Source organism: Paraglaciecola sp. QJM3NY_14, assembly GCF_056173245.1.
This window is the reverse complement of sequence record NZ_CM149664.1, coordinates 4,395,313-4,416,536: the sequence shown is the minus strand read 5'-3', so window position 1 is coordinate 4,416,536 and position 21,224 is coordinate 4,395,313. Positions and strand designations below refer to the sequence as shown.

Sequence of the window (21,224 nt, the reverse complement as noted above, 5' to 3'; positions counted from 1 at the left end):
GAGTAAGGTAGTAGTTACGTGATACAGGCTAATGCACTATACGACCGGACATTGAGAGAGATTAGGTGATTTATGTTTCAAGCGAAGCACAGTATTAGTTTGCTATTTAACGCTAACAAAGTGTATGACCGACAAGTAATTGAAGGGATTGGCCACTACTTGCAATCTTCGAAAGTGGATTGGGATGTGTACTTAGAAGAGGACTTTCTAATCCGCTTAGAGCACGTTGAAGACTGGGGCGGGGACGGTATTATTGCTGATTTTGACGACCCCTCAATTCAGAGAATGCTCGTGAACAGCAAAATTCCAGTCGTTGGGGTCGGGGGCTCTTATTCTAATGAAGAGGATTACCCTGATGTGCCTTATGTGGCCACTGATAATTTCGCTGTAGTGCAAGCCGCATACGAACACTTAAAAAAGAAAGGCTTAGAGCGTTTTGCGTTTTATGGCTTGCCCAGTGATAACGATCACCGCTGGGCGGTAGAGCGTGAACAGGCGATCGTTAAATTGTGCCAAGCAGATGGTTACGAATGCTCAATTTATCGAGGACACCCCACGCGACCAGAAACGTGGCAATACACTATGAATCGCTTATCTGACTGGATCCAAGGCTTGCCAAATCCGGTGGGAATAATCAGTGTGACCGATGCTAGAGCGAGGCATTTACTCCAAGCTTGTGAACAGATAGGCAAGTTAGTGCCAGACAATATATCTATTGTAGGTATTGATGATGACGACATTGCACGTTATTTAAGTCGCATTAGCCTGAGTTCGGTGACCCAAGGGTGCTTTGAAATGGGGTTTCAAGCCGCCAAATTACTGCATAGACGATTAGAAAACAGCAACTTGAAGAACAAACGGGTACTGGTGCCACCTGCAGGCGTTTCTGAGCGTCAATCCACCGACTTCAAAGCGCTAAAAGACCCCTACGTGATTCAAGCTATGCACTTCATAAGACAAAATGCAGCCAGAGGTATAAAAGTCGAACAAGTACTGGATTACGTTGGTGTATCGCGCTCGAACCTTGAGCAGCGTTTTAAGGACGAAAGAGGCCATAGTATCCACACAGAAATTCACAATGAAAAACTCGAAAAAGCCTGTGATATGTTAGTAAAAGGCAGTGCTTCTACAACGGAAATCGCCACATTATGCGGTTACCCTTCATTGCAGTACATGTATGCAGTGTTTAAAAAACATTATGGCAAAACACCTAGGGAATATAGAGAAAAGCACTTAGAGGAGTAATCATCTGTTGGCCTGCTTTGGGTGGCATAAGCAGGCTATTTTTCGCACCTTATTTTCGTTTCCTATTCGTTTCCTGTTTGTGCTTTTACCATTATTTTAGCAGGTAGATACTTACTGAGCATGTCTTCTAAAGCAACTAACTTTAACGGCTTGGTCAGATACTCGTTCATGCCCACTTCTTTAGCTTGTACGAAATCTTCTTTCATTGCGTTCGCGGATAATCCACATATGACCAAGTCAAGAAGACCTTGTTGACGTATTTCAATGGTGGCCTGATAGCCGTCCATGACTGGCATTTGTATGTCCATTAACACCACGTCATAATGCGCGGAATTAATCACTTTGGTGACCGCTTGCTGGCCATTTTCAGCAATATCGAACGTGATGCCAAGCACGCGCAGCATTTCTCCGGTAACAACCTGGTTAATGCTATTGTCTTCTACCAGCAAAATATGACCGTCGTACTCCACTTGCTCATTGAACTGCGGGCTAGGGATGTCAGATACGAACTGCTCTTCATTCAGCAGTGAATGAATAAACGAGACCAAGTGACCAGGTGTAAAAGGGTGGGTTAAACAAGGGAAGCTCCAAATATTAATCAGCTTCTGTGGCAAATTACTCGGTTGAGTATCAGTAATAAAGCCAACATTTCTGCCATCGTCTTTCAGTTTCTGTATCGACGGACCTATTGCTTTGTGTTCAGCTAAGTCCGCCACGTCTATGATAACAATGTCATTCTCTGTTATTTCAGGCAACATTTTCTCAAGCTGCATATGCGGGAAGTGATGATAATCCATTTCGACATTGTTGAAATACTGCTGTTCAATCAAGCCTTTGGGCGTCTTACTGAAATAATACATTTTGCGCTGAGGCTGAGGCGCAATATGAAAAATATTCTGCTCATCAGATTGGACGATTACAGTGAATGTGACCTCAAATGTACTGCCAACATTGAGCTCTGATTGTGCGGTGACATTGCCCCCCATAAGATGCACCAGCTGCTTCACTATCGTTAAGCCCAAACCTGTACCACCAAAATCACGGCTGGTGGTGCCATCGGCCTGGGTAAATGACTCAAAGACTTTTCCTAGCTGCTCTTTAGACATGCCAATGCCTGTATCCTTCACACAAGCCTTGAGCAATACCTTGTCACTGTTGGGTATAACATCATGGGTTATAGATATGGTAATTGAACCATTACGAGTGAATTTGACGGCATTACTGGTTAAGTTCAGTAACACTTGGCTGATGCGCAAAGGGTCGCCTATTAGCGTTGGGGGAATATTGGGATCACATATAAATCGCACATTGAGATTTTTCTCTTGTGCCCGAGCAGAAATATTCGTCAATAAGTTAGCAAACACAGAATTGAGGGAGAACTCTACTTGCTCAATATCTAGTTTGCCCGCTTCAACTTTTGAAAAGTCTAAAATATCGTTGATCAGGCTCATTAATATCTGGCTTGAGTACACTACTTTATTCAAATGCTGGCGCTGGGTGGGTGTTAAATCACTTTTCATAACGACATCTAACAAACCGATTATGCCATTCATTGGGGTGCGTATTTCGTGACTCATATTTGCCAAGAACATGCTTTTAGATACCGTGGCTTGTTCCGCTTTGTGTTTTGACTCAACTAATTCCGCATTTAGCATTTCTTGCTCGCTGTTAAGACGCTGGGCCTGAGCAAGTAAGGCGGATGTCTGCTTGTTTTTCTCGTGGAATACATCTGCTGCGTTGGCTAATTGACCGATTTCGTTGTGCCTAGTGATCCCTGGAATGGCATCAACGTCTTCACCTTTGGCAAGCTTTTTAAATACCTCCGTAATGGTGTTGATGGGGATCATGATCCGAGACGCTAAAAAGTAAGCTGTGATACAGGCAAGGAAAATCCCGATAATAGAAAATAAATCACTGCTTATTTGATTCTTTTCAATGTTACTTTTTACTTGCTCATTGGTGTCGCCCAATTTTGAGGTCACAAGGCGATTGAGCTCTCTGGCCATAAATAGAAATTCGTTAGCTGAGCCCGCCATAACCACGTTAACTAAAAATAAATACCCACTTGTGACATTGGTGAGTTGTAAAAACTCACCGTCTACTTTGTCTAGCTTTGTGATTAAGGCAGATGTCATTTCGTTCGGTAAAGCACTTTGTAGTAAACTCTCCTTCGCTTGACTTAACTCACCTCTGAAACTTTCTACCAATTGGTAATCTGGGTTGAGCAGATATTGATAGGTGACGTTTTCCGCCCGAGTGATATGGTATTTAGTGCGGGATAAACTGAGAGAGGTAGAACTATCCCCTTGGGATAAAGACGCTAATATGTCATTGATATCAACTGTCAGATCTTTCTCAAAGAGCTTGTCACGCTTACTGCGCCCAGTAATTACGTTTGAAAAATTATCTTTGTATTCGGCTATATGATTACGCATTCTAGAAATAAAGCCGTGATAGATATCAGCTTGTTCTTCTTTGCTGGTCAGCGACTCTAATGTTGCCAGATTATCAATTGAACTTTGAATTAATGAATTGAAACGTGCAATAGCAGATTTACTGGCCGAATCCTTATATATTAATACATTCCGTTGTAAGTCTAATACATCTCGCTCCAGCTCTCGCACCAAGCTCACTTTTATAACGGCTTGATGGGTTAGATCTAAACTGTTTACGAAGGTGCTATGATTGCTGCGAGTAACAAATACTTGTGATACCAGTAAAAGAATTAATATTACCGAAACAAGCAGTATCTGGGCTTTCAGGGTTCTAAACACGTGTTATTTTCTCAGCCATTTCATGAGCTTATAAATTCATACCATTTTTGTAAGGTATAGTCGTAAGTCGGCATAGCCGTATTCCAAACCGCCACATTACTGAAACGGTCAGTATAACTGCCACCTGAACGCACCTCTCCTCGCATCACAGAAGTGTTTCCATCCGGGCCTTTAAGTGGTTGGCTGGCAGGCTTCCCATCATACCAGTAGTCCCATTCGCTTTGCTCAAGGTAATTAGCTGAGCGCTGTGCGTTGGAGATATAATACCCTTGACGAGCGATAAACGCGCCTGGCCAGCCCGACATCCACCAATTCATATATTCGTATGCTACATCTTTTGTGCGCCCTTGGGCATGAGAAGATAAGCACATTACTCCATGCCAGCCGCGATAACCTTCTTTAGGGGCAGCGAATGTGACTGGAATGTTCTTACCGTTTAACGCAGAAACCGCGGGGGAGAACATGCTTTCAATATGAACCCGTCCCGCTTCCATGAAATCAATAGACTCTGGCACTGAGTTCCAAAAGCCGCCAAAAAATTTCTGATGTTTCAAATCAATCAAAATATCAAATAGGCGGTCTAATTCATCGACAGATATATTGCCTATATCCGCAAACTTCATTGCGCCACTGGCATCAGCCGCTAACACTAAGTCAAATAAGCCTATAGTGGGGTCGTTGATGATACCCACTTTTCCGCTGTGTTTTTTATCAAGCAGCCAGCCCCAACTTTCGGTCTTATAGGCTATGCCTTTCTCGATTACGTTGGTGTTATAGCCAAATGAGTCCACATTGTGTACATAGGGCAAGAAACTCACTTGGCCGGTTTGCTCACTGCCCAGCGAGCCATTTCCTTGTACGTTTACAATTTTAAAAGGGGCGTCACCAGCGCCATATTTTGCTTTTGGGGTGATCCTACCCGTTTTACATAACGAATTGATTTCATCCCAGTGAGTAATGCGCTTGGTCTCAATTGCTTGGATCGAATGATTTCGCCACAGTGGACGAATACTATTGGACCATTGTTCGTAAATATCAAAACTCTCAGGGGAGAGTAACCCGCGTTGCAGAACGCTTGGGCTACCTTTGGGTTCAAATTGGATATCAATACCCAAGTCACTCATCGCACGTTGTCTTAGTGGTTCTTGCAGTGTCACGTGCGTGCCTAATACGCGCAAAGTGTGTTTCTGGCGGGCAAATACGTAAGGGGCTTTGATGATAGAAGTACCGAGCAGCACACCTTTGCCAATCGTTTCTAACGTGGTTCGTTTGGATTTATCGACAGATGAAGCGTTCACGAGTGATTCCGTTTTACACTGTTTATGCATGTTAGCCTCCAATTGGAGACTAAACAGTATGTGAGAACGGGCGGTGACGCAATATTATCTGACGATAACTTTGGTCTAATTTTTCCTATTCTACGTAAAATTTATGTTGAAAGTTAAGGACTTGCTGTTCTAAGCCATCATTTATCTGAACTGAAATACGAAACGTTTCTTGATCGCTAAAAGGCAACACCGCAAGGTAGTAAATAGCTTCGCCCTCACTCACTTCTTTAAACGTGAGCTTCTTACTCACACCGAGTAAATTACGTGCGGTTCCCGTTAGCACCGCGGACTGTGCTGCTTGGTCGGCTTTATCGAGCACTGAAATGTTAATGACGCCATTGTATTTACTGCGAACTATGCCGTAATGCTTGGCGATATCAGGCGTAATGAAGGTACTGTTAAAGGCAATATAATGAACGTCCCAGTTGCCCAATGTCTCTTTTTGCTCAGAAAGCGCCGCTCCTGAGAAAAACAAGTTTGCCAGCAGCATCACGCTGCCAGCTAAAAACGCACGTTTAGAAATAGCCAAAGACATCACCTAGTAGCTTTTGCAAAAAGATAATCACCAAAATCACCACCATTACTGACAAGTCTAAACCACCTAAGTTAGGAAGACGTCGTCTTATGGGGGCCAGCAAAGGCTCAGTCAGCTGACCAAGTACCATATCCATGGGGTTGTAACCTTGGCTTACCCAGCTCATGATGGCGCGAATAATCAATACCCACATCATTAACGACAGCGCTTCTTTGACTACTAAATAGAAAGAGCCAATCACCAAGCCCAAAGGATTAATATTGGTGTTCCCTGCTATCAAATTAAGAACGACTATTTTAAGGCCCGCCACCAGCAGTGCTAGCACTAATGTTGCGGTATCCATTCTACCTATTGATGGTAAAACTCTACGCAGGGGGCCGACAATTGGGTGTGTGGCTTTCACCACAAACTGACTAAAAGGATTGTAAAAATCCGCTCTAGCCAATTGCAACCAAAAGCGCAGCAGCACTACCATTAAATACAATTCAAACAGGGTATTAACTAAAAACTGCATCGCGCTCATAGATATGTATCTTCCTAAAAACTAATTAAAATAATTTGGCCATTTCTTCGGCTCGAGTGACTGCCGCCTGCATTGCACCAGACACTAAAGTATCAATACCGTTGTTTTGAAAATGCTCAACGGCTTTGGCGGTAGTGCCACCTTTTGAAGTAACTTGGGCGCGCAATTCACTGATTTCAAGTTGAGGATTGTGACAAACCATTTCTGCAGCCCCCAACATAGCCTGTTGAACAAGTAATCGCGCGGTTTGATGATCGAATCCTTGGCTTTCTGCTTCTTTTTGCATGGCCTCTAAAAAGGCATAGAAATACGCAGGGCTGCTGCCTGCTGCTGCAATGACTCCATTGATCATTGATTCTTTTTCAACCCAGGCAACTTCACCCACTTGCGCCATTAAGTCGCCAGCGTAATCTTTGTCTTCCTGACTAACCTGGGTCGGAGCAAACAAACCAGTCATGCCTTTACCTAGAGAGCTTGGGGTATTTGGCATAGTGCGAACAATATTTGACTGACCGCCAAGCATTTCACTTAAGCGTGAGGTTTCAATGCCCGCAGCGATAGAGATAAACAGTTTGCCGTTTAACGAGACGTTGTCTTTTAAGGTTGAACACATCTGTTCCATCAGTTGAGGTTTCACGGCAAGTACAATCACATCTGCATCTTGAACCGCTTGCTCATTCTGCTGCGTTATTTGGATAGAAAAATCACTTTCTAGGGCGGTTAATTTAGGCATAGATGGATTGCTAGCAATAATTTTATCAGCTGGGTAGCCACTGTTACACATGCCACTGATGATGCTTCTGCTCATGTTTCCTGCGCCGATAAAGGCGATATGTCTATGTTGCATAATTATCCTATGTTGTGGTTTTCGAAGAATGAAAATCGACACCTTTTTTTAAATTTACTAAATTCTATATGCATACTCTATTAACGAATCCTATGGATCTTGCTATGAACGAAAGTAATTGTATTGAGGCTCGATTTTACTGACGGGAACCGAAAATAGCGCTGCCGATCCTTACCATGGTTGAACCGCATTCGATAGCAAGTTGCATATCGTTTGACATTCCCATACTTAGGGTATCAATTTGCGGATATTTTGTCTGTAGTTGTAAGAATAGCTCGTTCATAACCAACAGACTTTTGCGCTGCATACCGTCATTTTGTTGTGCCTTTGGGATCGTCATCAGCCCGCGTAACGCTAAATTAGGCATGACACTGATTTGCTCAGCCAACGCACTGACTTCATCCACTACCACACCCGCCTTACTACTCTCATTATCAACATTAACTTGAATACACACGTTTAGTTTTTTATGAGCACTGCGTTGATCGCTTAATCGCTGGGCGATTTTCAAGCGGTCGATGCTGTGCACCCAATCGAAGTTTTCAGCCACAGGGCGGGTCTTGTTTGATTGCAAAGGGCCGATAAAATGCCATTCAATATCGCTTAATTCCCTGAGCTGCTGAATCTTGTCGACACCTTCTTGTACATAATTTTCACCAAATAAACGGTGTCCCGCTTCATACGCTTGCACGATATCTGATACGGGTTTGGTTTTGGTTACGGCTAGTAATTTGACTGAATTTGCTGGACGATTAGCATCACAAACACTCTGAGTGATTGTTTTCAGTGCGATTTTAAGTCGTTCTGCTATTGTTCCCATATTGCAACTTGTTAACGGAGAATAGGCTTTGGATATTACCGAACTTTTAGCCTTTAGTGTCAAAAATAACGCATCAGATTTACACCTGTCAGCAGGCCTACCGCCAATTATTCGCGTTGATGGAGAGATGCGTCGGTTAAATGTTCCCGCCTTAGATCACAAGCAAGTTCATGCCCTGATATACGAAATCATGAACGATAACCAACGCAAAGAGTACGAAGAAAATTTAGAGACCGATTTCTCATTTGAAGTGAAAGACTTATCGCGTTTTCGGGTTAATGCGTTCGTGCAAAATCGAGGTGCAGCTGCTGTGCTGAGAACCATTCCAAGCAAAATTTTAAGCCTAGATGATTTAGGCGCACCGCAGATATTCAAGGACATTATTAATCAGCCTACTGGGATTGTATTGGTCACTGGAGCGACTGGCTCGGGTAAAAGTACTACGCTTGCGGCCATGGTTGATCATATAAACCGGCACAAGCGGGAGCATATCCTGACCATTGAGGATCCCATCGAGTTCGTGCATGAAAATAAGCTGTGCGTGATGAATCAACGTGAAGTGCATCGCGATACACACAGTTTCAGTAATGCGCTGCGCTCGGCTTTGCGTGAAGATCCAGATGTGATCCTTGTTGGCGAGCTGCGCGACCTTGAGACCATTCGGTTAGCGATATCAGCTGCTGAAACAGGTCATTTAGTGTTTGGTACACTGCATACCAACTCTGCGCCAAAAACCATAGACAGACTGATTGACGTGTTCCCTGCAGAAGAAAAGTCCATGGTGCGCTCTATGTTGTCAGAATCATTACGGGCGGTTATTTCACAAACCTTATTGAAAAAAGTAGGCGGTGGACGTGTTGCCGCCCATGAAATCATGCTTGGTATACCCGCTATACGTAACCTTATTCGTGAAGATAAAGTGCCGCAAATGTACTCTGTTATGCAAACCAGCCAAGCTCATGGCATGCAAACTATGGATCAGTGCTTACAAAAAATGGTCGCTCAAGGTTTGATTACCAATGAGGATGCCGCTTCATTATCAATTGATAAAAAGCCGGGCATGAATTTTTAACGCATGCAACAACGCACTTACCAGAGACAACTATGGACTTAACCCCTTACTTGCAAGAAATGACTGATTTAGATGCGTCTGATTTGTTTATCACGGTAGGCATGCCAATCAGCGCGAAAATTAATGGTCAACTCACGCCAATAGGCGGCAGTAAATTGGATGAAGACGGTGCTTGGGGGTTAGTGCAAGATGCTATGACCGATGCGCAAAAAGAGCAATTTGTGCAAACCAAAGAGTGCAATTTTGCGATTGCCAGAGAGGGGATCGGGCGTTTTCGTTGTAGCGCATTTTGGCAACGTGATATGCCGGGCATGGTTATTAGGCGAATAGTGACCGACATTCCTAAAGCAGATGATTTAGGACTGCCTGCTGTGCTCAAAGATATTATTATGAGTAAACGCGGTTTGGTGTTGTTTGTTGGTGCCACTGGTACCGGTAAGTCTACGTCCTTGGCTGCCTTAATTGGCCATCGCAATCATCATTCCCGAGGGCATATTCTCACCATTGAAGATCCAATTGAATTTGTTCACGAACATCAAAGCTGTGTTGTGACCCAAAGAGAAGTGGGTATTGATACACAATCATTTGATGACGCATTAAAAAGCTCTTTGCGCCAAGCCCCAGATGTTATCTTGATCGGTGAAATCCGCTCCATGGAAACCATGGAATATGCAATGTCATTCGCCGATACCGGGCATCTATGTGTGGCTACGCTACATGCTAATAACGCCAATCAAGCCATTGAGCGTATTATGCATTTGGCGCCACCAGAGCAGCATGAAAAACTGCGTTTTGATTTGAGCTTGAATATGCGTGCGGTCATTGCACAGCAATTGGTACCAACGGTCGATGGCAAAGGACGCGTGGCCGCCATTGAAATTTTGCTAAATTCCCCTCTGGTGACTGACTTGATCCAGCGAAACGAAATTGGCGGCTTAAAAGAGGCCATGCGTAAAGGCAAAGAAATGGGCATGCAAAGTTTTGATATGGCACTTTATACCTTGTACCAAGAACAAAAAATCAGCTTGGAACAAGCAATACACCATGCAGATTCACCAAATGACCTGCGCCTGATGATTAAACTTGATTCTGATCAAGGTGACGCATTAGGTTCGTTGTCAAATGTATCTATCGATATGGATTAAGCCAATTTATAGCCACTCCAGTCAATAATTAACCACTGAGCAATTATTTATTGGAATTACTATTACTCACGTAGTTTTGAGACATGATGAGAATTTACACAAATAACGACCGCTTCATGGTGTGGCAAGTCAAACAGCTTCTTGATGAGCACAAGATCCCTTGCTTTATCAAAAACGAATTCGCCAGCGGTGCCATGGGAGAGTTATCTCCGTTAGATTGTCAGCCAGAAGTGTGGCTAAACGATGGTAGCTGGCAGGCGCGAGCAGAGATTCTTATCGAACAAATGGAGAACCACACTGCCGTCGAATGGGTATGTTCTGGTTGTGGCGAAACCAATGGTGGAAATTTTGAGGTCTGCTGGCAATGTGGGCAGGAAACACACATTGACCAGTAAGCTTGATAACCATGAGATAATTGAACAATTCTTAGATACGATTTGGTTAGAAAAAGGGTTGAGTGAAAACACCTTAGATGCCTATCGCAGTGACCTGACTAAATTCAGCGACTTCTTAAGGGTGCAACCCTCTGTCGTTAATTTGCTTGATATTCAAACTGAGGATATTAATCAGTACATGGCCGAGCGTTTTGACAATGGTTTGTCTGAGCGCAGTAGCGCTCGTTGTTTAAGTAGTTTACGGCGTTTTTCAGGCTATATGTTGGCACACGGGTTACGTGAAGATGATCCCGTCAGTCGTATGCAAAACCCTAAGCTCAGTAAACCCCTGCCTAAAACGCTTTCAGAACAGCAAGTGGATGATTTACTCAATGCACCACAAACCGATGACCCCATTCAATTGCGCGACAAAGCCATGCTTGAGGTCTTGTACGCTACCGGTTTGCGGGTCACTGAGTTAGTCACATTACGCGTCGGGCAATTGAGTATTTCACAAGGTGTGGTCAGAGTAACTGGCAAAGGTAATAAGGAACGCCTGGTGCCGCTAGGGGAAGAAGCATTGGATTGGCTCACTACTTACATGAAAGAGGCGAGAGGAGCACTGCTGCGGAATGAAAGCGACGTGTTGTTTCCCAGCAATCGCGGCACGATCATGACGCGACAGACGTTCTGGCATCGTATTAAATTTCACGCCACGCAAGCCAACATCACCAGTGATTTATCGCCACATACCTTACGCCATGCTTTTGCTACCCATCTGTTGAATCACGGTGCCGATTTACGTGTCGTGCAAATGTTATTAGGTCACAGTGATTTATCCACCACGCAAATTTACACCCACGTGGCCACTGCTCGTTTACAGGAATTGGTTGCAGCACATCACCCTAGAGGATAGTGCTCCTACATAGCCGTTAATAGTGTGAGTAATTGTGTCGTGCTCTTGGTATCAAGGGCATTAGCAGTTACTATGTTTGTCCATAAAAATGAAATTATTTTTCCCTACAAGGGTCTTATCTTTATCTGTTCAAGTTGGAATTTATATGAAATATCGTGCGTTATTTGTGGCTGCTTTTGCCTTTTTATCGGTCAGCCTGAGTGTTAGTGCTGCATCAGTTAGCAGTCAAAACCTTGATAGTGTTAAGCAAAAAATTCAAATGTCATTAGGCATGCAAGTCACGTCTATTGGCGATGCGCCGGTTCCAGGGTTATTACAAGTACAAACTGATAAAGGCTTGTTTTACACCAGTGATGATGGCAAATATTTCCTTCAAGCCCGTATATTTAATCTAGATGAAGGCATGCGCAACGAGACAGAAACAACGTTGACTAAAATGCGTGTTGATGGGGTGGAGCACTTCAAAAATTCTGTGATTGAATACAAAGCAGAGAAAGAAAAGTACGTGGTGAATGTGTTTACTGATATTACCTGTGGATATTGCCGTAAGTTGCATAATCAAATGGATGAATACAATGATTTAGGCATTACCGTTCGTTATCTAGCCTTTCCTCGCGCTGGCTTAAACAGCAAGCCGTATCAAGATATGGTGTCAGTCTGGTGTTCAGCTAATCCGCAAAAAGCGTTAAATGAAGCGAAAGGCGGCGAAAACGTCGCTAAAGCAAGTTGTTCAAATCAAGTCGCTGAGCAGTATAATTTTGGTCAGAGCGTAGGTGTAAATGGTACGCCTAATATTATTTTGCCTGATGGCAGCGTGGTGCCTGGCTACCAACCACCGATGCAATTATTGCAAGCTATTCAAGACGCCTCATAGTATGTTGAGCAGGAGTAAATGCTCCTGCTTTACCGTTTACCCCTATTTATTGTTATCAACTTAGAGTAAGTTTGTGCAAATACGCCGCCGTTCCCCTGTTTCCGATGAGCATCTACCTGACTCCATCAACCCTACCTTAAAACAAATATACGCCTCTCGCGGCATTACTTCTGAGCAACAACTTGAGCGAAGCGCCAAAGCGCTATTGCATTACAAAGACATGTCAGGCGTTGATACAGCCGTGAGTATATTGGCTGATGCATTAGCCAAGGGTAGGCGGATAATCATTGTTGGGGATTTCGACGCCGATGGGGCAACGAGTACGGCGCTGAGCATGCTGGCGCTGGGCATGATGGGCAGTAAAAATCATGACTATCTAGTGCCAAATCGCTTTAACTTTGGCTACGGACTGAGTCCGCAAATTGTTGATGTGGCACACGAGCAAGGTGCTCAGGTGATCATGACCGTGGATAACGGCATTGCGTGCTTTGCTGGGGTCGAACGTGCCAAGGAACTAGGTATAACCGTGTTGATAACGGATCATCACTTAGCTGCAGAATCACTACCTGTTGCAGATGCCATTGTTAACCCGAATCAACCAAACTGCTCATTTATATCAAAGAACTTGGCTGGGGTAGGCGTTGCATTTTATTTGATGCTCGCGCTGAGAGCGCATTTGCGCCAAATTGATTGGTTCGCACAGAACAATCTTGCAGTGCCAAATCTAGCAGACTTATTGGATATAGTCGCGTTAGGTACTGTAGCCGATGTGGTGCCTTTGGATGAAAACAACCGCATTTTAGTGCATCAGGGGCTATTGCGTATTCGTAGTGACAAGTGCCGCCCGGGTATTCAAGCCTTGGTAGATGTCGCAGGGCGAGATAAACGTAAAATGGTAGCCTCTGATTTGGGATTTGTTATTGGACCTAGGCTAAACGCCGCTGGACGATTAGACGACATGTCCATGGGGATTGAATGTTTACTGACGGATTCAGATTACAAAGCCAAGCAGATTGCCGTTGAGCTAGACAGTTTAAATCGTGAACGTCGTGAAATTGAACAATCTATGCAGCAAGAAGCGGTAACGACCCTCGAAAATTTACAATTATCAGAGCAAGACATGCCCCTCGGCTTGGTATTGTACCAAGCTGACTTTCATCAAGGCGTGATTGGTATTTTGGCTGGGCGTATCAAAGAAAAGTACTTTAGGCCCACCATTGCTTTTGCTCATCAAGATGATGAAATACTTAAGGGGTCAGCGCGCTCCATTCCAGGGGTGCATATTCGTGACTTATTAGAAGAACTCAGCACTCGCTACCCTGGTGTTATCATCAAATTTGGTGGCCATGCTATGGCAGCGGGTCTGAGCATCGAAGCGCGCAAATTAGACGAATTTAAGTTGCGATTTACCCAACTGGCTGAAGAGCATTTGGCAGGTAAACCGCTGGCTGGCGAGCTTATTTCAGACGGTGAAATACCCGCCAGCTCATTGACTTTAGAATTCAGCCAATTACTGAAGGACGCCGGTCCTTGGGGACAAGGTTTCCCTGAGCCACTTTTTGATGGCGAATTTGAATTGGTTGAACAGCGCATTGTCGGCCAAAAGCATTTGAAAATGATGCTGCGTATGCCGTCGGGAAAATTAATCGATGCAATCGCATTTAACGTTGATACCAAAATATGGCCTAACGAGCAATGCAAACACGTGGAGTTGGCCTACAAATTAGATATTAACGAATTTCGCGGTCGGACTTCTTTGCAGTTTTTAGTCGAGGGATTAAATCCACTTTGATTACCCTGAAATAGGGACGTTAACCATGAGCAGACTGGATATCGTTTTGTCTTCGCTGTGGTGCTATTATATCTATTCTTAGGCAAACAGGGCGCAATGATGGCAAAAAAATCGGAAATCGATAAGCTGCTTAGTAAGCATGATGAGTTGACCCATTCTGAAGATATGAGCGTAGAATCTCACGTGCAACGTAATGAAGATCAATGGTTTGTAAATACCTTGATGATTAAAGGCTACGACGTTCCGTTTCGCTTTCGCCGTAAAAAACAATATAAAAATCTTGAAGGTGCGCGGGTCAATTTAACCTACTATCCCATCACTGAAGATGTCGCCGGGTTCCCTTTTGAAGCTATGAAAGTCGTTAGGATCAAGGTTTCTTAATACTATTTAAAATCCGGTTATTTTCTCCTGCAATTGAAGAGCATCTTGTGGCAGCTGAACAACTCAATGGCTATGTATTGCATCGACGTGCATATCGCGAAACAAGCTTTCTGGTTAACATTTTCACCTTAGAAAACGGTAAAGTGTCTGCTGTTGTGAAAGGTGTTCGCGGTAGCAAAAGCGACAAAAAGAGCCTTCTTCAACCATTTCAGCCGCTGTTGATTGGGGTGTCAGGGCGCTCCGAATTAAAAAACTTACAACAGGTAGAGTCCACCGGCGCAATGATACGCTTGGCCGGGCAAGCTTTGTATTGCGCCCTGTATTTGAACGAAGTTTTGAATCGTGTACTGGCGGATGAGATCCCCCACCCCGAGATTTTCGTATTGTATCAACAAAGTATGCATGCCTTGGTAGCCCAAACAAACTTTGAACCCGTTTTGCGTAGCTTTGAGCTAGGCCTGCTAGATGCATTGGGCTACGGAATTGATCTTACTCATGATGCCGATACAGGCCAGCCTGTTGCTGATAATGGATATTACCGGATAGTGCCTGAGCTCGGCTGCGTATATCAAGGTGACATACGTTTGTCAGGCTGTTATTCAGGCCAAAGTTTATTAAATGTGGCCAGCGAAAACTGGGACAAAGACAGTTTATTAGCCGCTAAGCACATCACTCGAACTACGCTCGGGGAGTTGTTAGGCAGTAAACCGCTAATGAGCAGAGAGTTATTTAAACAAACCCATTTTAAATCGAGAGGGAGAGAGCTTTGAGAGACATTCTTTTAGGGGTCAACATCGACCATATCGCCACATTACGTAACGCTCGAGGCACAAGTTACCCGGATCCTGTTCACGCTGCTGACATTGCTGAGCGCGCAGGGGCAGATGGTATCACGGTACACTTACGCGAAGACCGACGACATATTATGGACCGAGACGTCGCCCTGCTGCGTCAAACGATCAACACCCGGTTAAATTTAGAAATGGCCGTGACTGATGAAATGGTGGAAATAGCCCTTAATACTCAACCCGAATTCTGTTGTTTAGTCCCTGAAAAGCGTGAAGAGCTGACCACTGAAGGCGGATTGGACGTGGTGGGTAATCAACAGAAAATAGCAGATGCGTGTAAGCAACTTAGTGATGCCGGCATTTTGGTTTCATTATTTATTGACGCTGATTTTGCCCAAATTGATGCTGCGGTAGCGTGCAATGCGCCGTATATCGAAATTCACACCGGCCAATACGCTGAAGCCAAAAATGAAGCCGAGCAAGAAGCCGAACTAGCAAAATTAGTGGCTGGCATCGAATATGCTGACGCCAAAGGACTGAAAGTCAATGCTGGGCATGGTTTGCACTATCATAACGTTAAACCTATTGCAGCCATTAAGCAGATCATCGAGTTGAACATTGGTCACGCCATTATTGCTCGCGCAGCATTTGATGGTTTAGACAAAGCTGTGTCAGACATGCGCAGTTTAATGTTAGAAGCGCGCAGCGGGCACTAAATGGGAGAGTCGCAATGGCGGTGATGGGATTAGGCACAGACATAATTGAAATCGGGCGTATCGAGAAGCAATTGACGCGCTCTCATCGTTTGGCACAGCGCATATTGACCGCTACTGAACTGGCAATTTTTGACGAGCACTCGTTTCCAGCCCGCTATTTGGCTAAGCGTTTTGCCGCTAAAGAAGCTGCGGTCAAGGCATTAGGAATTGGCATAGGTAACGGCATTAGCTTTCAAGATGTTGAAGTGCACAATTTGCCCTCAGGACAACCTTTTCTGAAGTTCTACGCAAAGTTTGCCCAACTATGTGAGCAGCGTAATATTACCTCAAGCCATATCTCGATTTCAGATGAGCAGCATTACGCAATTGCCACTGTCATTTTAGAGTCCCCGTAAGACTTAATGCTATGTTTTGGTGCGCGAGTGAAATAGGGCGCACCAAAAATGCAGTATTTACATTAATGAGAGTATATTTTTGCTAGTATTAGGCATCGTTGTCGGCAATTTTCAACTGCGCACCGGCAGTAATGCAGCGAATACGATAAGTTCGCCCCAGTTATCATAGGACTTTTCCGGTTCGGTAAAGTTGGCGCATTTACTGTATATATTTATCATTTTTTCAGCCTAGGCACGCGCGTGGGTGTTAACGTTACTGAATACAAGGATACGTTATGGTTGCTATCCGTAAAGTTCATGAGTCCAAACGGCCCCCTTTCGATGAATGGTTAGATTCACTGTCCCTTTCTGATGTGTGTAAGCATAAATTACGGGAAGTGTCCGACACCCCAGAGATATTGCTTGTAGGTCAAGAAATGGTGGAAATTCTGCATGAATTACACATGGATGATGAGACGCTTCAAGCGTCGCTTGTCTACCCCTATTGCCAAACTCATGAATTAACTGAAGAGCAAATTGAAGAGCGTTTCGGTACGGGCATTCAAAAGCTCATTACTGGCGTTAGGCGTATGGACGCCATCAAGTCTTTACATACTAGAGCCAACAGCGCTCGTAAAAATGATGAAGAGCAAATAGATAACGTGCGACGCATGCTGCTGGCTATGGTCGAAGATGTGAGAGCCGTCGTCATTAAACTGGCTGAGCGAATTTGCGCCTTACAACAAGTTAAAAATGAGGACGAAGAAACTCGGGTTCTAGTCGCTCGTGAATGCTCCAATATTTACGCACCACTGGCCAACCGATTGGGGATAGGACAATTGAAATGGGAGCTTGAAGACCTCTCGTTTCGGTATCTGCGCCCAGAAACATACATGCAAATAGCCAATTTATTGGATGAGCGACGCACAGACCGTCAACAATATATTGAAGATTTCGTAGAGGAATTGCAGGCAGCGTTAGATGCACAGCATATCAAGGCGAAAGTGTACGGGCGACCTAAGCACATCTATAGCATTTGGAAAAAGATGCAGAAAAAGCACCTTAGCTTTGAGCAGTTATTTGATATTCGTGCCGTGCGGGTGATCGCCGATCGGTTACAAGACTGTTACGGGGCGTTAGGTGTAGTGCACTCCAATTGGCAGCATATACCCCGTGAATTTGACGATTATATCGCAACGCCAAAACCCAATGGTTATCAATCGATTCACACCGTGGCGCTAGGTAAAGAAGATAAGACCATTGAGATACAAATTCGCACAGCGCAAATGCATCAAGACGCAGAGCTAGGTGTTGCTGCTCACTGGCGCTACAAAGAGGGTACAAGTAGCAGCCGCTCAGGTTATGAAGAGCGTATCAACTGGTTGCGTAAAATCCTGTTATGGCAAGAAGAAGTAGCTGAATCCGGCGACTTAGTCGAGGAATTGCGTAGTCAGGTATTCGATGATCGTGTTTATGTTTTTACGCCCAAAGGCGATGTTGTCGATTTACCACTTGGTTCTACCCCATTAGATTTTGCTTATTATATTCACAGCAATGTGGGGCACAGGTGTATTGGGGCGAAAGTGGGTGGGCGTATAGTGCCATTTACCTACGAATTACGTACGGGTGATCAGGTCGATATTTTGACCGGTAAGCAGCTCAACCCCAGCCGCGACTGGATGCACCCTGGACTTGGTTACGTTCATTCATCCCGTGCCAGGGCGAAAATTCATACCTATTTTAAGAAGCAAGACAGGGATAAAAACTTAGCCGCGGGTAAAGAAATATTTGAGCGAGAATTGCAAAAAGCCGGTATCGACAGCAAAGACATTGCACAGGCATGTACCCGCTATAACATGCATACAGTAGACGATTTGTATGCAGCAATTGGTGCGGGAGATATTCGCTTAATGCAAGTGGTGCATTATCTGCAGCAACTGCATGTGCCACCAACCGAAATTGATCCACGGATTAAACCTAAAAAACCTCAGTCGAGTAAGTTCAAAAAAGATACCGTTGTGGTGGAAGGGGTAGGAAATCTGATGACGCAGATTGCTGGTTGTTGCCAGCCCTTACCGGGGGAAACCATTCAAGGTTATATCACTCAGGGCCGCGGCGTCAGTGTACATAGAGAAGATTGCGAACAACTCAGTCACTTATTAGAGCAACATCCTGAACGAGAGATTGATGTGGACTGGGCAAGTAATATTAATGCCTCTTTCCAGACTTATATTCAGGTGTTTTGCAGTGACAGAGACGGTTTATTACGGGATATCACGACTGTACTGGCCAACGAAAAAGCTGGGTTACTAGGGGTCAATAGTGCAAGCGATGTGAAATTCGGCCTCGCACGGATTTCCCTAAGATTAGAGCTTAAAGACCTGCAGGGGCTGTCACGAGTCATAAGTCGTATTGAAGGGATAAAAGGTGTGTCAATGGTTCAGCGAACAGACAACTAATGAAACCCGAATCAGCGCCAGAGATAAACAATCAACAGGACAAGGGCAGCAATGCGAATGAATGCGCGTTAAGCGAACTGTTAAGCATTATGCGAACCTTGCGTGACCCGACTAATGGTTGCGATTGGGATAAGCAACAGACCTTTGCCAGTATTGCACCTTACACGATTGAAGAAGCATACGAAGTCGCCGATGCCATCGATAAAGGTGATATGGCAGATATTCGTGATGAACTGGGAGATTTACTCTTTCAAGTGGTGTTTTATGCCCAGATGGCACAAGAGCAAGATGCGTTTGCTTTCGAGGATATAGCACGAGGGATATCCGCTAAGTTACGCCGTCGTCATCCGCACATATTCGCCGATGAAAACGGCAATGTCACGTTAGCAGAAAAAGGCCAATGGGAGAGTATTAAAGCTCAAGAGCGCATCGCCGCGGGTAAAACGGCAGACAACAGTATTCTCGCCAACGTACCTGCAGGCATGTCGCCGTTACTCCGCGCCCAAAAGCTGCAACAAAAGTGCGCGAAATTTGGTTTTGATTGGCCTGAGCTGGCGCCGGTCTTCGATAAACTTCAAGAAGAAATTGATGAAGTGATAGTGGAAGTAAATGCGCCAACGCCCGATCAATCAGCGATTGAAGATGAAATAGGTGACGTTCTCTTTTCGGTGGTGAATTTAGCACGCCACGTCAAAGTGGATGCCCAAACGGCATTACGAAAGGCGTCTAATAAGTTTGAGCAGCGCTTTCGGCAAGTTGAGCTTATTGCGCAGGAGCAAGGGAAAGCTATTAGTGACACATCACTGGATGAGCTAGAAGTATATTGGCAGCAGGCGAAAGAACTTTCTAAATAATCTGTTGCCTTAACTTTATGTAGACCGTTGTGCAATCTGCTTAAAGACAATCGATGTTGCTCTTTGTTACAAACTTTGATTTCACTTTTTACATACTCGGTGTAGATTTAAATTTAATCTTATAAAATTCTTATTTTCAAGAGGTGTTGGGTTTAATCAACCGCGTTAGATTATGAATAAGTTACTTGTCCTGTTATTTCCTTTGTTGTTCTCGTTACTCAGTGTTGAGGGACGAGCGGCGAGCAGTGGCAACGTAAATATCGAACGCAGTGCGTTGCTGTCAGACGTATTAGACTCACAATCTTTGCAGTTATCCCAAGAAGCGGATGACCGCGAAGAACATCTCCATATCGGATTCAAACATCCAACACTGCGCATTAAGGCCAAGCAAACACGTTTTTCAGTGGGAGCACAGGCGTCTATTGGGCAAACCGTTGGTTCAACTAGTATTCGCGCCCCGCCTTCCATTCTTTAATTTATCCATATCCAGTTCGCGCATTGTACTTAGCAATGCAGTGACATAAATTAATTGAATTAACACCCCAGCATTAGCTTACCCAACGCTGGGGGAGGAAGAAAATCATGAAAAACATCGCCCTTTACGAATTAAACCAATTAGATGAATTAGCTTGGCCTGAAACGTTTCAAGGGGTTTCCCTTGATTCCCCCGCCACGTCAGTGTTTACTGATTTCAAAAAAACAAAACCAATTGTTATTCAAGCTGATACGCCTATTTCTGAAGTAGAGCAACGTATGATCGAAGAGAAAGTACGCTTGAAAATTGTGCTTGATAGCGCCTACAAGTTTATCGGCGTGATTAGCCTTGACGACTTGAACGATCAAGAAAAAATAAAGCGCATTGCCTCTGGTATTGAGCGCCCAGACTTATGCGTTCGTCACTTTATGCGTACCAAAGCAGATCTAAAAGTGATTTTATTGCGAGAGTTGAAACGCTCTAGTGTCGGTGATTTGGTCGAAATGCTCAAAGCCAACGGTCTGCAGCATTGTTTAGTCGTTGACAGCGAAGCGCATCAGATCCGTGGCATCGTATCAGCCAGCGACTTAGCAAAAGGCTTAGGAATTGCGATGAACTTGAGTGTTAGCCCAACCTTTTTTGACATCTTTAATGAAGTTTATAGTGAAGCGCCATTGTTTAAAGCCTACGGTTAAGAGCCCAAGGCTTTTTATAATAGCAATACGAGGAATTTGCTGTATGGCAAATTCCTCGTATTGCCAGTTGTCACTGACAAATTGAGATAATTTTTCTTGCTATACCCAGCCAAAAATGCGCAATTTCTGCTCGCGTTTCGTAAAAACATCTGTATAATTCGCGCCCTGCCCAGTTACACCCACTTTGGGAAAGTGGAAGAATCGTACGACTCGAAGGGGTCAGTGTATTGATTTTAG

21 protein-coding genes are annotated in these 21,224 nt (G+C 44.3%); 15 read left to right on the top strand and 6 right to left on the bottom strand.

What is annotated here, in order from left to right; translation table 11 throughout:
* Nucleotides 1-72: 72 nt before the first annotated feature.
* Complete coding sequence (locus AC0VYA_RS18825) at nt 73-1,245, top strand: XylR family transcriptional regulator (protein ID WP_475489281.1); 1,173 nt, start codon at nt 73-75, stop codon at nt 1,243-1,245.
* Nucleotides 1,246-1,307: 62 nt separating this feature from the next.
* Here AC0VYA_RS18825 and AC0VYA_RS18820 read toward each other — a convergent pair whose 3' ends face one another.
* From AC0VYA_RS18820 to AC0VYA_RS18795, 6 genes are all read right to left on the bottom strand, one after another.
* On the bottom strand, nt 1,308-4,019 hold the full coding sequence (locus tag AC0VYA_RS18820; RefSeq protein ID WP_475489280.1) for an ATP-binding protein: 2,712 nt from the start codon (nt 4,017-4,019) through the stop codon (nt 1,308-1,310).
* A 20-nt stretch (nt 4,020-4,039) separates the two neighbouring features.
* Nucleotides 4,040-5,347 carry an ABC transporter substrate-binding protein gene (locus AC0VYA_RS18815; protein ID WP_475489279.1) on the bottom strand — a complete coding sequence of 436 codons (1,308 nt, stop codon included), beginning with the start codon at nt 5,345-5,347 and terminating at the stop codon, nt 4,040-4,042.
* 85 nt (nt 5,348-5,432) lie between these two features.
* Nucleotides 5,433-5,882, bottom strand: coding sequence for a DUF4426 domain-containing protein (locus tag AC0VYA_RS18810; protein WP_475489278.1), 450 nt, complete (start codon nt 5,880-5,882; stop codon nt 5,433-5,435).
* Entirely contained in the window at nt 5,863-6,405 is a 543-nt protein-coding gene (locus AC0VYA_RS18805) for a YggT family protein (protein WP_011576440.1), read from the bottom strand. The genes AC0VYA_RS18810 and AC0VYA_RS18805 overlap by 20 nt, the downstream gene beginning before the upstream one ends.
* A 25-nt stretch (nt 6,406-6,430) precedes the next feature.
* Nucleotides 6,431-7,252, bottom strand: coding sequence for a pyrroline-5-carboxylate reductase (gene proC, locus AC0VYA_RS18800; RefSeq protein WP_475489277.1), 822 nt, complete (start codon nt 7,250-7,252; stop codon nt 6,431-6,433).
* Between the two features lie 136 nt (nt 7,253-7,388).
* Entirely contained in the window at nt 7,389-8,072 is a 684-nt protein-coding gene (locus AC0VYA_RS18795) for a YggS family pyridoxal phosphate-dependent enzyme (protein WP_475489276.1), read from the bottom strand.
* A 28-nt stretch (nt 8,073-8,100) separates the two neighbouring features.
* Between AC0VYA_RS18795 and AC0VYA_RS18790 the strand changes: the two genes are divergently transcribed.
* The 14 genes from AC0VYA_RS18790 (at nt 8,101) to AC0VYA_RS18725 (ending at nt 20,987) form a co-directional block, all read left to right on the top strand.
* Complete coding sequence (locus AC0VYA_RS18790) at nt 8,101-9,144, top strand: type IV pilus twitching motility protein PilT (protein WP_006990998.1); 1,044 nt, start codon at nt 8,101-8,103, stop codon at nt 9,142-9,144.
* A gap of 32 nt (nt 9,145-9,176) precedes the next feature.
* Entirely contained in the window at nt 9,177-10,289 is a 1,113-nt protein-coding gene (locus AC0VYA_RS18785; protein WP_475489275.1) for a PilT/PilU family type 4a pilus ATPase, read from the top strand.
* An 86-nt stretch (nt 10,290-10,375) separates the two neighbouring features.
* On the top strand, nt 10,376-10,684 hold the full coding sequence (locus AC0VYA_RS18780) for a putative signal transducing protein (RefSeq protein WP_041714088.1): 309 nt from the start codon (nt 10,376-10,378) through the stop codon (nt 10,682-10,684).
* Complete coding sequence (xerD, locus tag AC0VYA_RS18775; RefSeq protein ID WP_475489274.1) at nt 10,674-11,579, top strand: site-specific tyrosine recombinase XerD; 906 nt, start codon at nt 10,674-10,676, stop codon at nt 11,577-11,579. Before AC0VYA_RS18780 ends, xerD begins: the two co-directional genes overlap by 11 nt.
* A 145-nt stretch (nt 11,580-11,724) precedes the next feature.
* A complete protein-coding gene (gene dsbC / locus AC0VYA_RS18770) occupies nt 11,725-12,453 on the top strand; it encodes a bifunctional protein-disulfide isomerase/oxidoreductase DsbC (RefSeq protein ID WP_475489273.1) in 729 nt (242 codons plus the stop codon).
* Between the two features lie 73 nt (nt 12,454-12,526).
* Nucleotides 12,527-14,245 (top strand): single-stranded-DNA-specific exonuclease RecJ, encoded by a 1,719-nt coding sequence (gene recJ, locus AC0VYA_RS18765; protein ID WP_475489272.1) that lies wholly within the window; start codon nt 12,527-12,529, stop codon nt 14,243-14,245.
* Between the two features lie 99 nt (nt 14,246-14,344).
* Complete coding sequence (locus tag AC0VYA_RS18760) at nt 14,345-14,626, top strand: hypothetical protein (RefSeq protein WP_006991004.1); 282 nt, start codon at nt 14,345-14,347, stop codon at nt 14,624-14,626.
* Between the two features lie 47 nt (nt 14,627-14,673).
* Nucleotides 14,674-15,396 (top strand): DNA repair protein RecO, encoded by a 723-nt coding sequence (gene recO, locus AC0VYA_RS18755; protein ID WP_011576431.1) that lies wholly within the window; start codon nt 14,674-14,676, stop codon nt 15,394-15,396.
* Complete coding sequence (pdxJ, locus tag AC0VYA_RS18750) at nt 15,393-16,130, top strand: pyridoxine 5'-phosphate synthase (protein WP_475489271.1); 738 nt, start codon at nt 15,393-15,395, stop codon at nt 16,128-16,130. Before recO ends, pdxJ begins: the two co-directional genes overlap by 4 nt.
* Before the next feature lie 14 nt (nt 16,131-16,144).
* Nucleotides 16,145-16,525, top strand: a complete 381-nt coding sequence (acpS, locus tag AC0VYA_RS18745; RefSeq protein WP_475489270.1) for a holo-ACP synthase — start codon at nt 16,145-16,147, stop codon at nt 16,523-16,525.
* Nucleotides 16,526-16,800: 275 nt separating this feature from the next.
* On the top strand, nt 16,801-18,963 hold the full coding sequence (gene relA, locus AC0VYA_RS18740) for a GTP diphosphokinase (RefSeq protein WP_011576428.1): 2,163 nt from the start codon (nt 16,801-16,803) through the stop codon (nt 18,961-18,963).
* Nucleotides 18,963-19,817, top strand: a complete 855-nt coding sequence (gene mazG / locus AC0VYA_RS18735) for a nucleoside triphosphate pyrophosphohydrolase (protein WP_475489269.1) — start codon at nt 18,963-18,965, stop codon at nt 19,815-19,817. Before relA ends, mazG begins: the two co-directional genes overlap by 1 nt.
* A 172-nt stretch (nt 19,818-19,989) precedes the next feature.
* Nucleotides 19,990-20,292, top strand: coding sequence for a hypothetical protein (locus AC0VYA_RS18730; protein WP_011576426.1), 303 nt, complete (start codon nt 19,990-19,992; stop codon nt 20,290-20,292).
* 107 nt (nt 20,293-20,399) lie between these two features.
* Nucleotides 20,400-20,987, top strand: coding sequence for a CBS domain-containing protein (locus tag AC0VYA_RS18725; protein WP_011576425.1), 588 nt, complete (start codon nt 20,400-20,402; stop codon nt 20,985-20,987).
* Nucleotides 20,988-21,224: the final 237 nt, after the last annotated feature.

Bases quoted from the DNA above. Each gene is read 5' to 3' on its own strand.
- dsbC (WP_475489273.1), top strand. From the start codon at position 11,725: ATGAAATATCGTGCGTTATTTGTGGCTGCTTTTGCCTTTTTATCGGTC.
- AC0VYA_RS18825 (WP_475489281.1), top strand. From the start codon at position 73: ATGTTTCAAGCGAAGCACAGTATTAGTTTGCTATTTAACGCTAACAAA.
- AC0VYA_RS18795 (WP_475489276.1), bottom strand. From the start codon at position 8,072: ATGGGAACAATAGCAGAACGACTTAAAATCGCACTGAAAACAATCACT.
- AC0VYA_RS18730 (WP_011576426.1), top strand. From the start codon at position 19,990: ATGAATAAGTTACTTGTCCTGTTATTTCCTTTGTTGTTCTCGTTACTC.
- AC0VYA_RS18810 (WP_475489278.1), bottom strand. From the start codon at position 5,882: ATGTCTTTGGCTATTTCTAAACGTGCGTTTTTAGCTGGCAGCGTGATG.
- AC0VYA_RS18725 (WP_011576425.1), top strand. From the start codon at position 20,400: ATGAAAAACATCGCCCTTTACGAATTAAACCAATTAGATGAATTAGCT.
- AC0VYA_RS18760 (WP_006991004.1), top strand. From the start codon at position 14,345: ATGGCAAAAAAATCGGAAATCGATAAGCTGCTTAGTAAGCATGATGAG.
- AC0VYA_RS18805 (WP_011576440.1), bottom strand. From the start codon at position 6,405: ATGAGCGCGATGCAGTTTTTAGTTAATACCCTGTTTGAATTGTATTTA.
- AC0VYA_RS18780 (WP_041714088.1), top strand. From the start codon at position 10,376: ATGAGAATTTACACAAATAACGACCGCTTCATGGTGTGGCAAGTCAAA.
- proC (WP_475489277.1), bottom strand. From the start codon at position 7,252: ATGCAACATAGACATATCGCCTTTATCGGCGCAGGAAACATGAGCAGA.
- mazG (WP_475489269.1), top strand. From the start codon at position 18,963: ATGAAACCCGAATCAGCGCCAGAGATAAACAATCAACAGGACAAGGGC.
- acpS (WP_475489270.1), top strand. From the start codon at position 16,145: ATGGCGGTGATGGGATTAGGCACAGACATAATTGAAATCGGGCGTATC.
- AC0VYA_RS18785 (WP_475489275.1), top strand. From the start codon at position 9,177: ATGGACTTAACCCCTTACTTGCAAGAAATGACTGATTTAGATGCGTCT.
- relA (WP_011576428.1), top strand. From the start codon at position 16,801: ATGGTTGCTATCCGTAAAGTTCATGAGTCCAAACGGCCCCCTTTCGAT.
- AC0VYA_RS18815 (WP_475489279.1), bottom strand. From the start codon at position 5,347: ATGCATAAACAGTGTAAAACGGAATCACTCGTGAACGCTTCATCTGTC.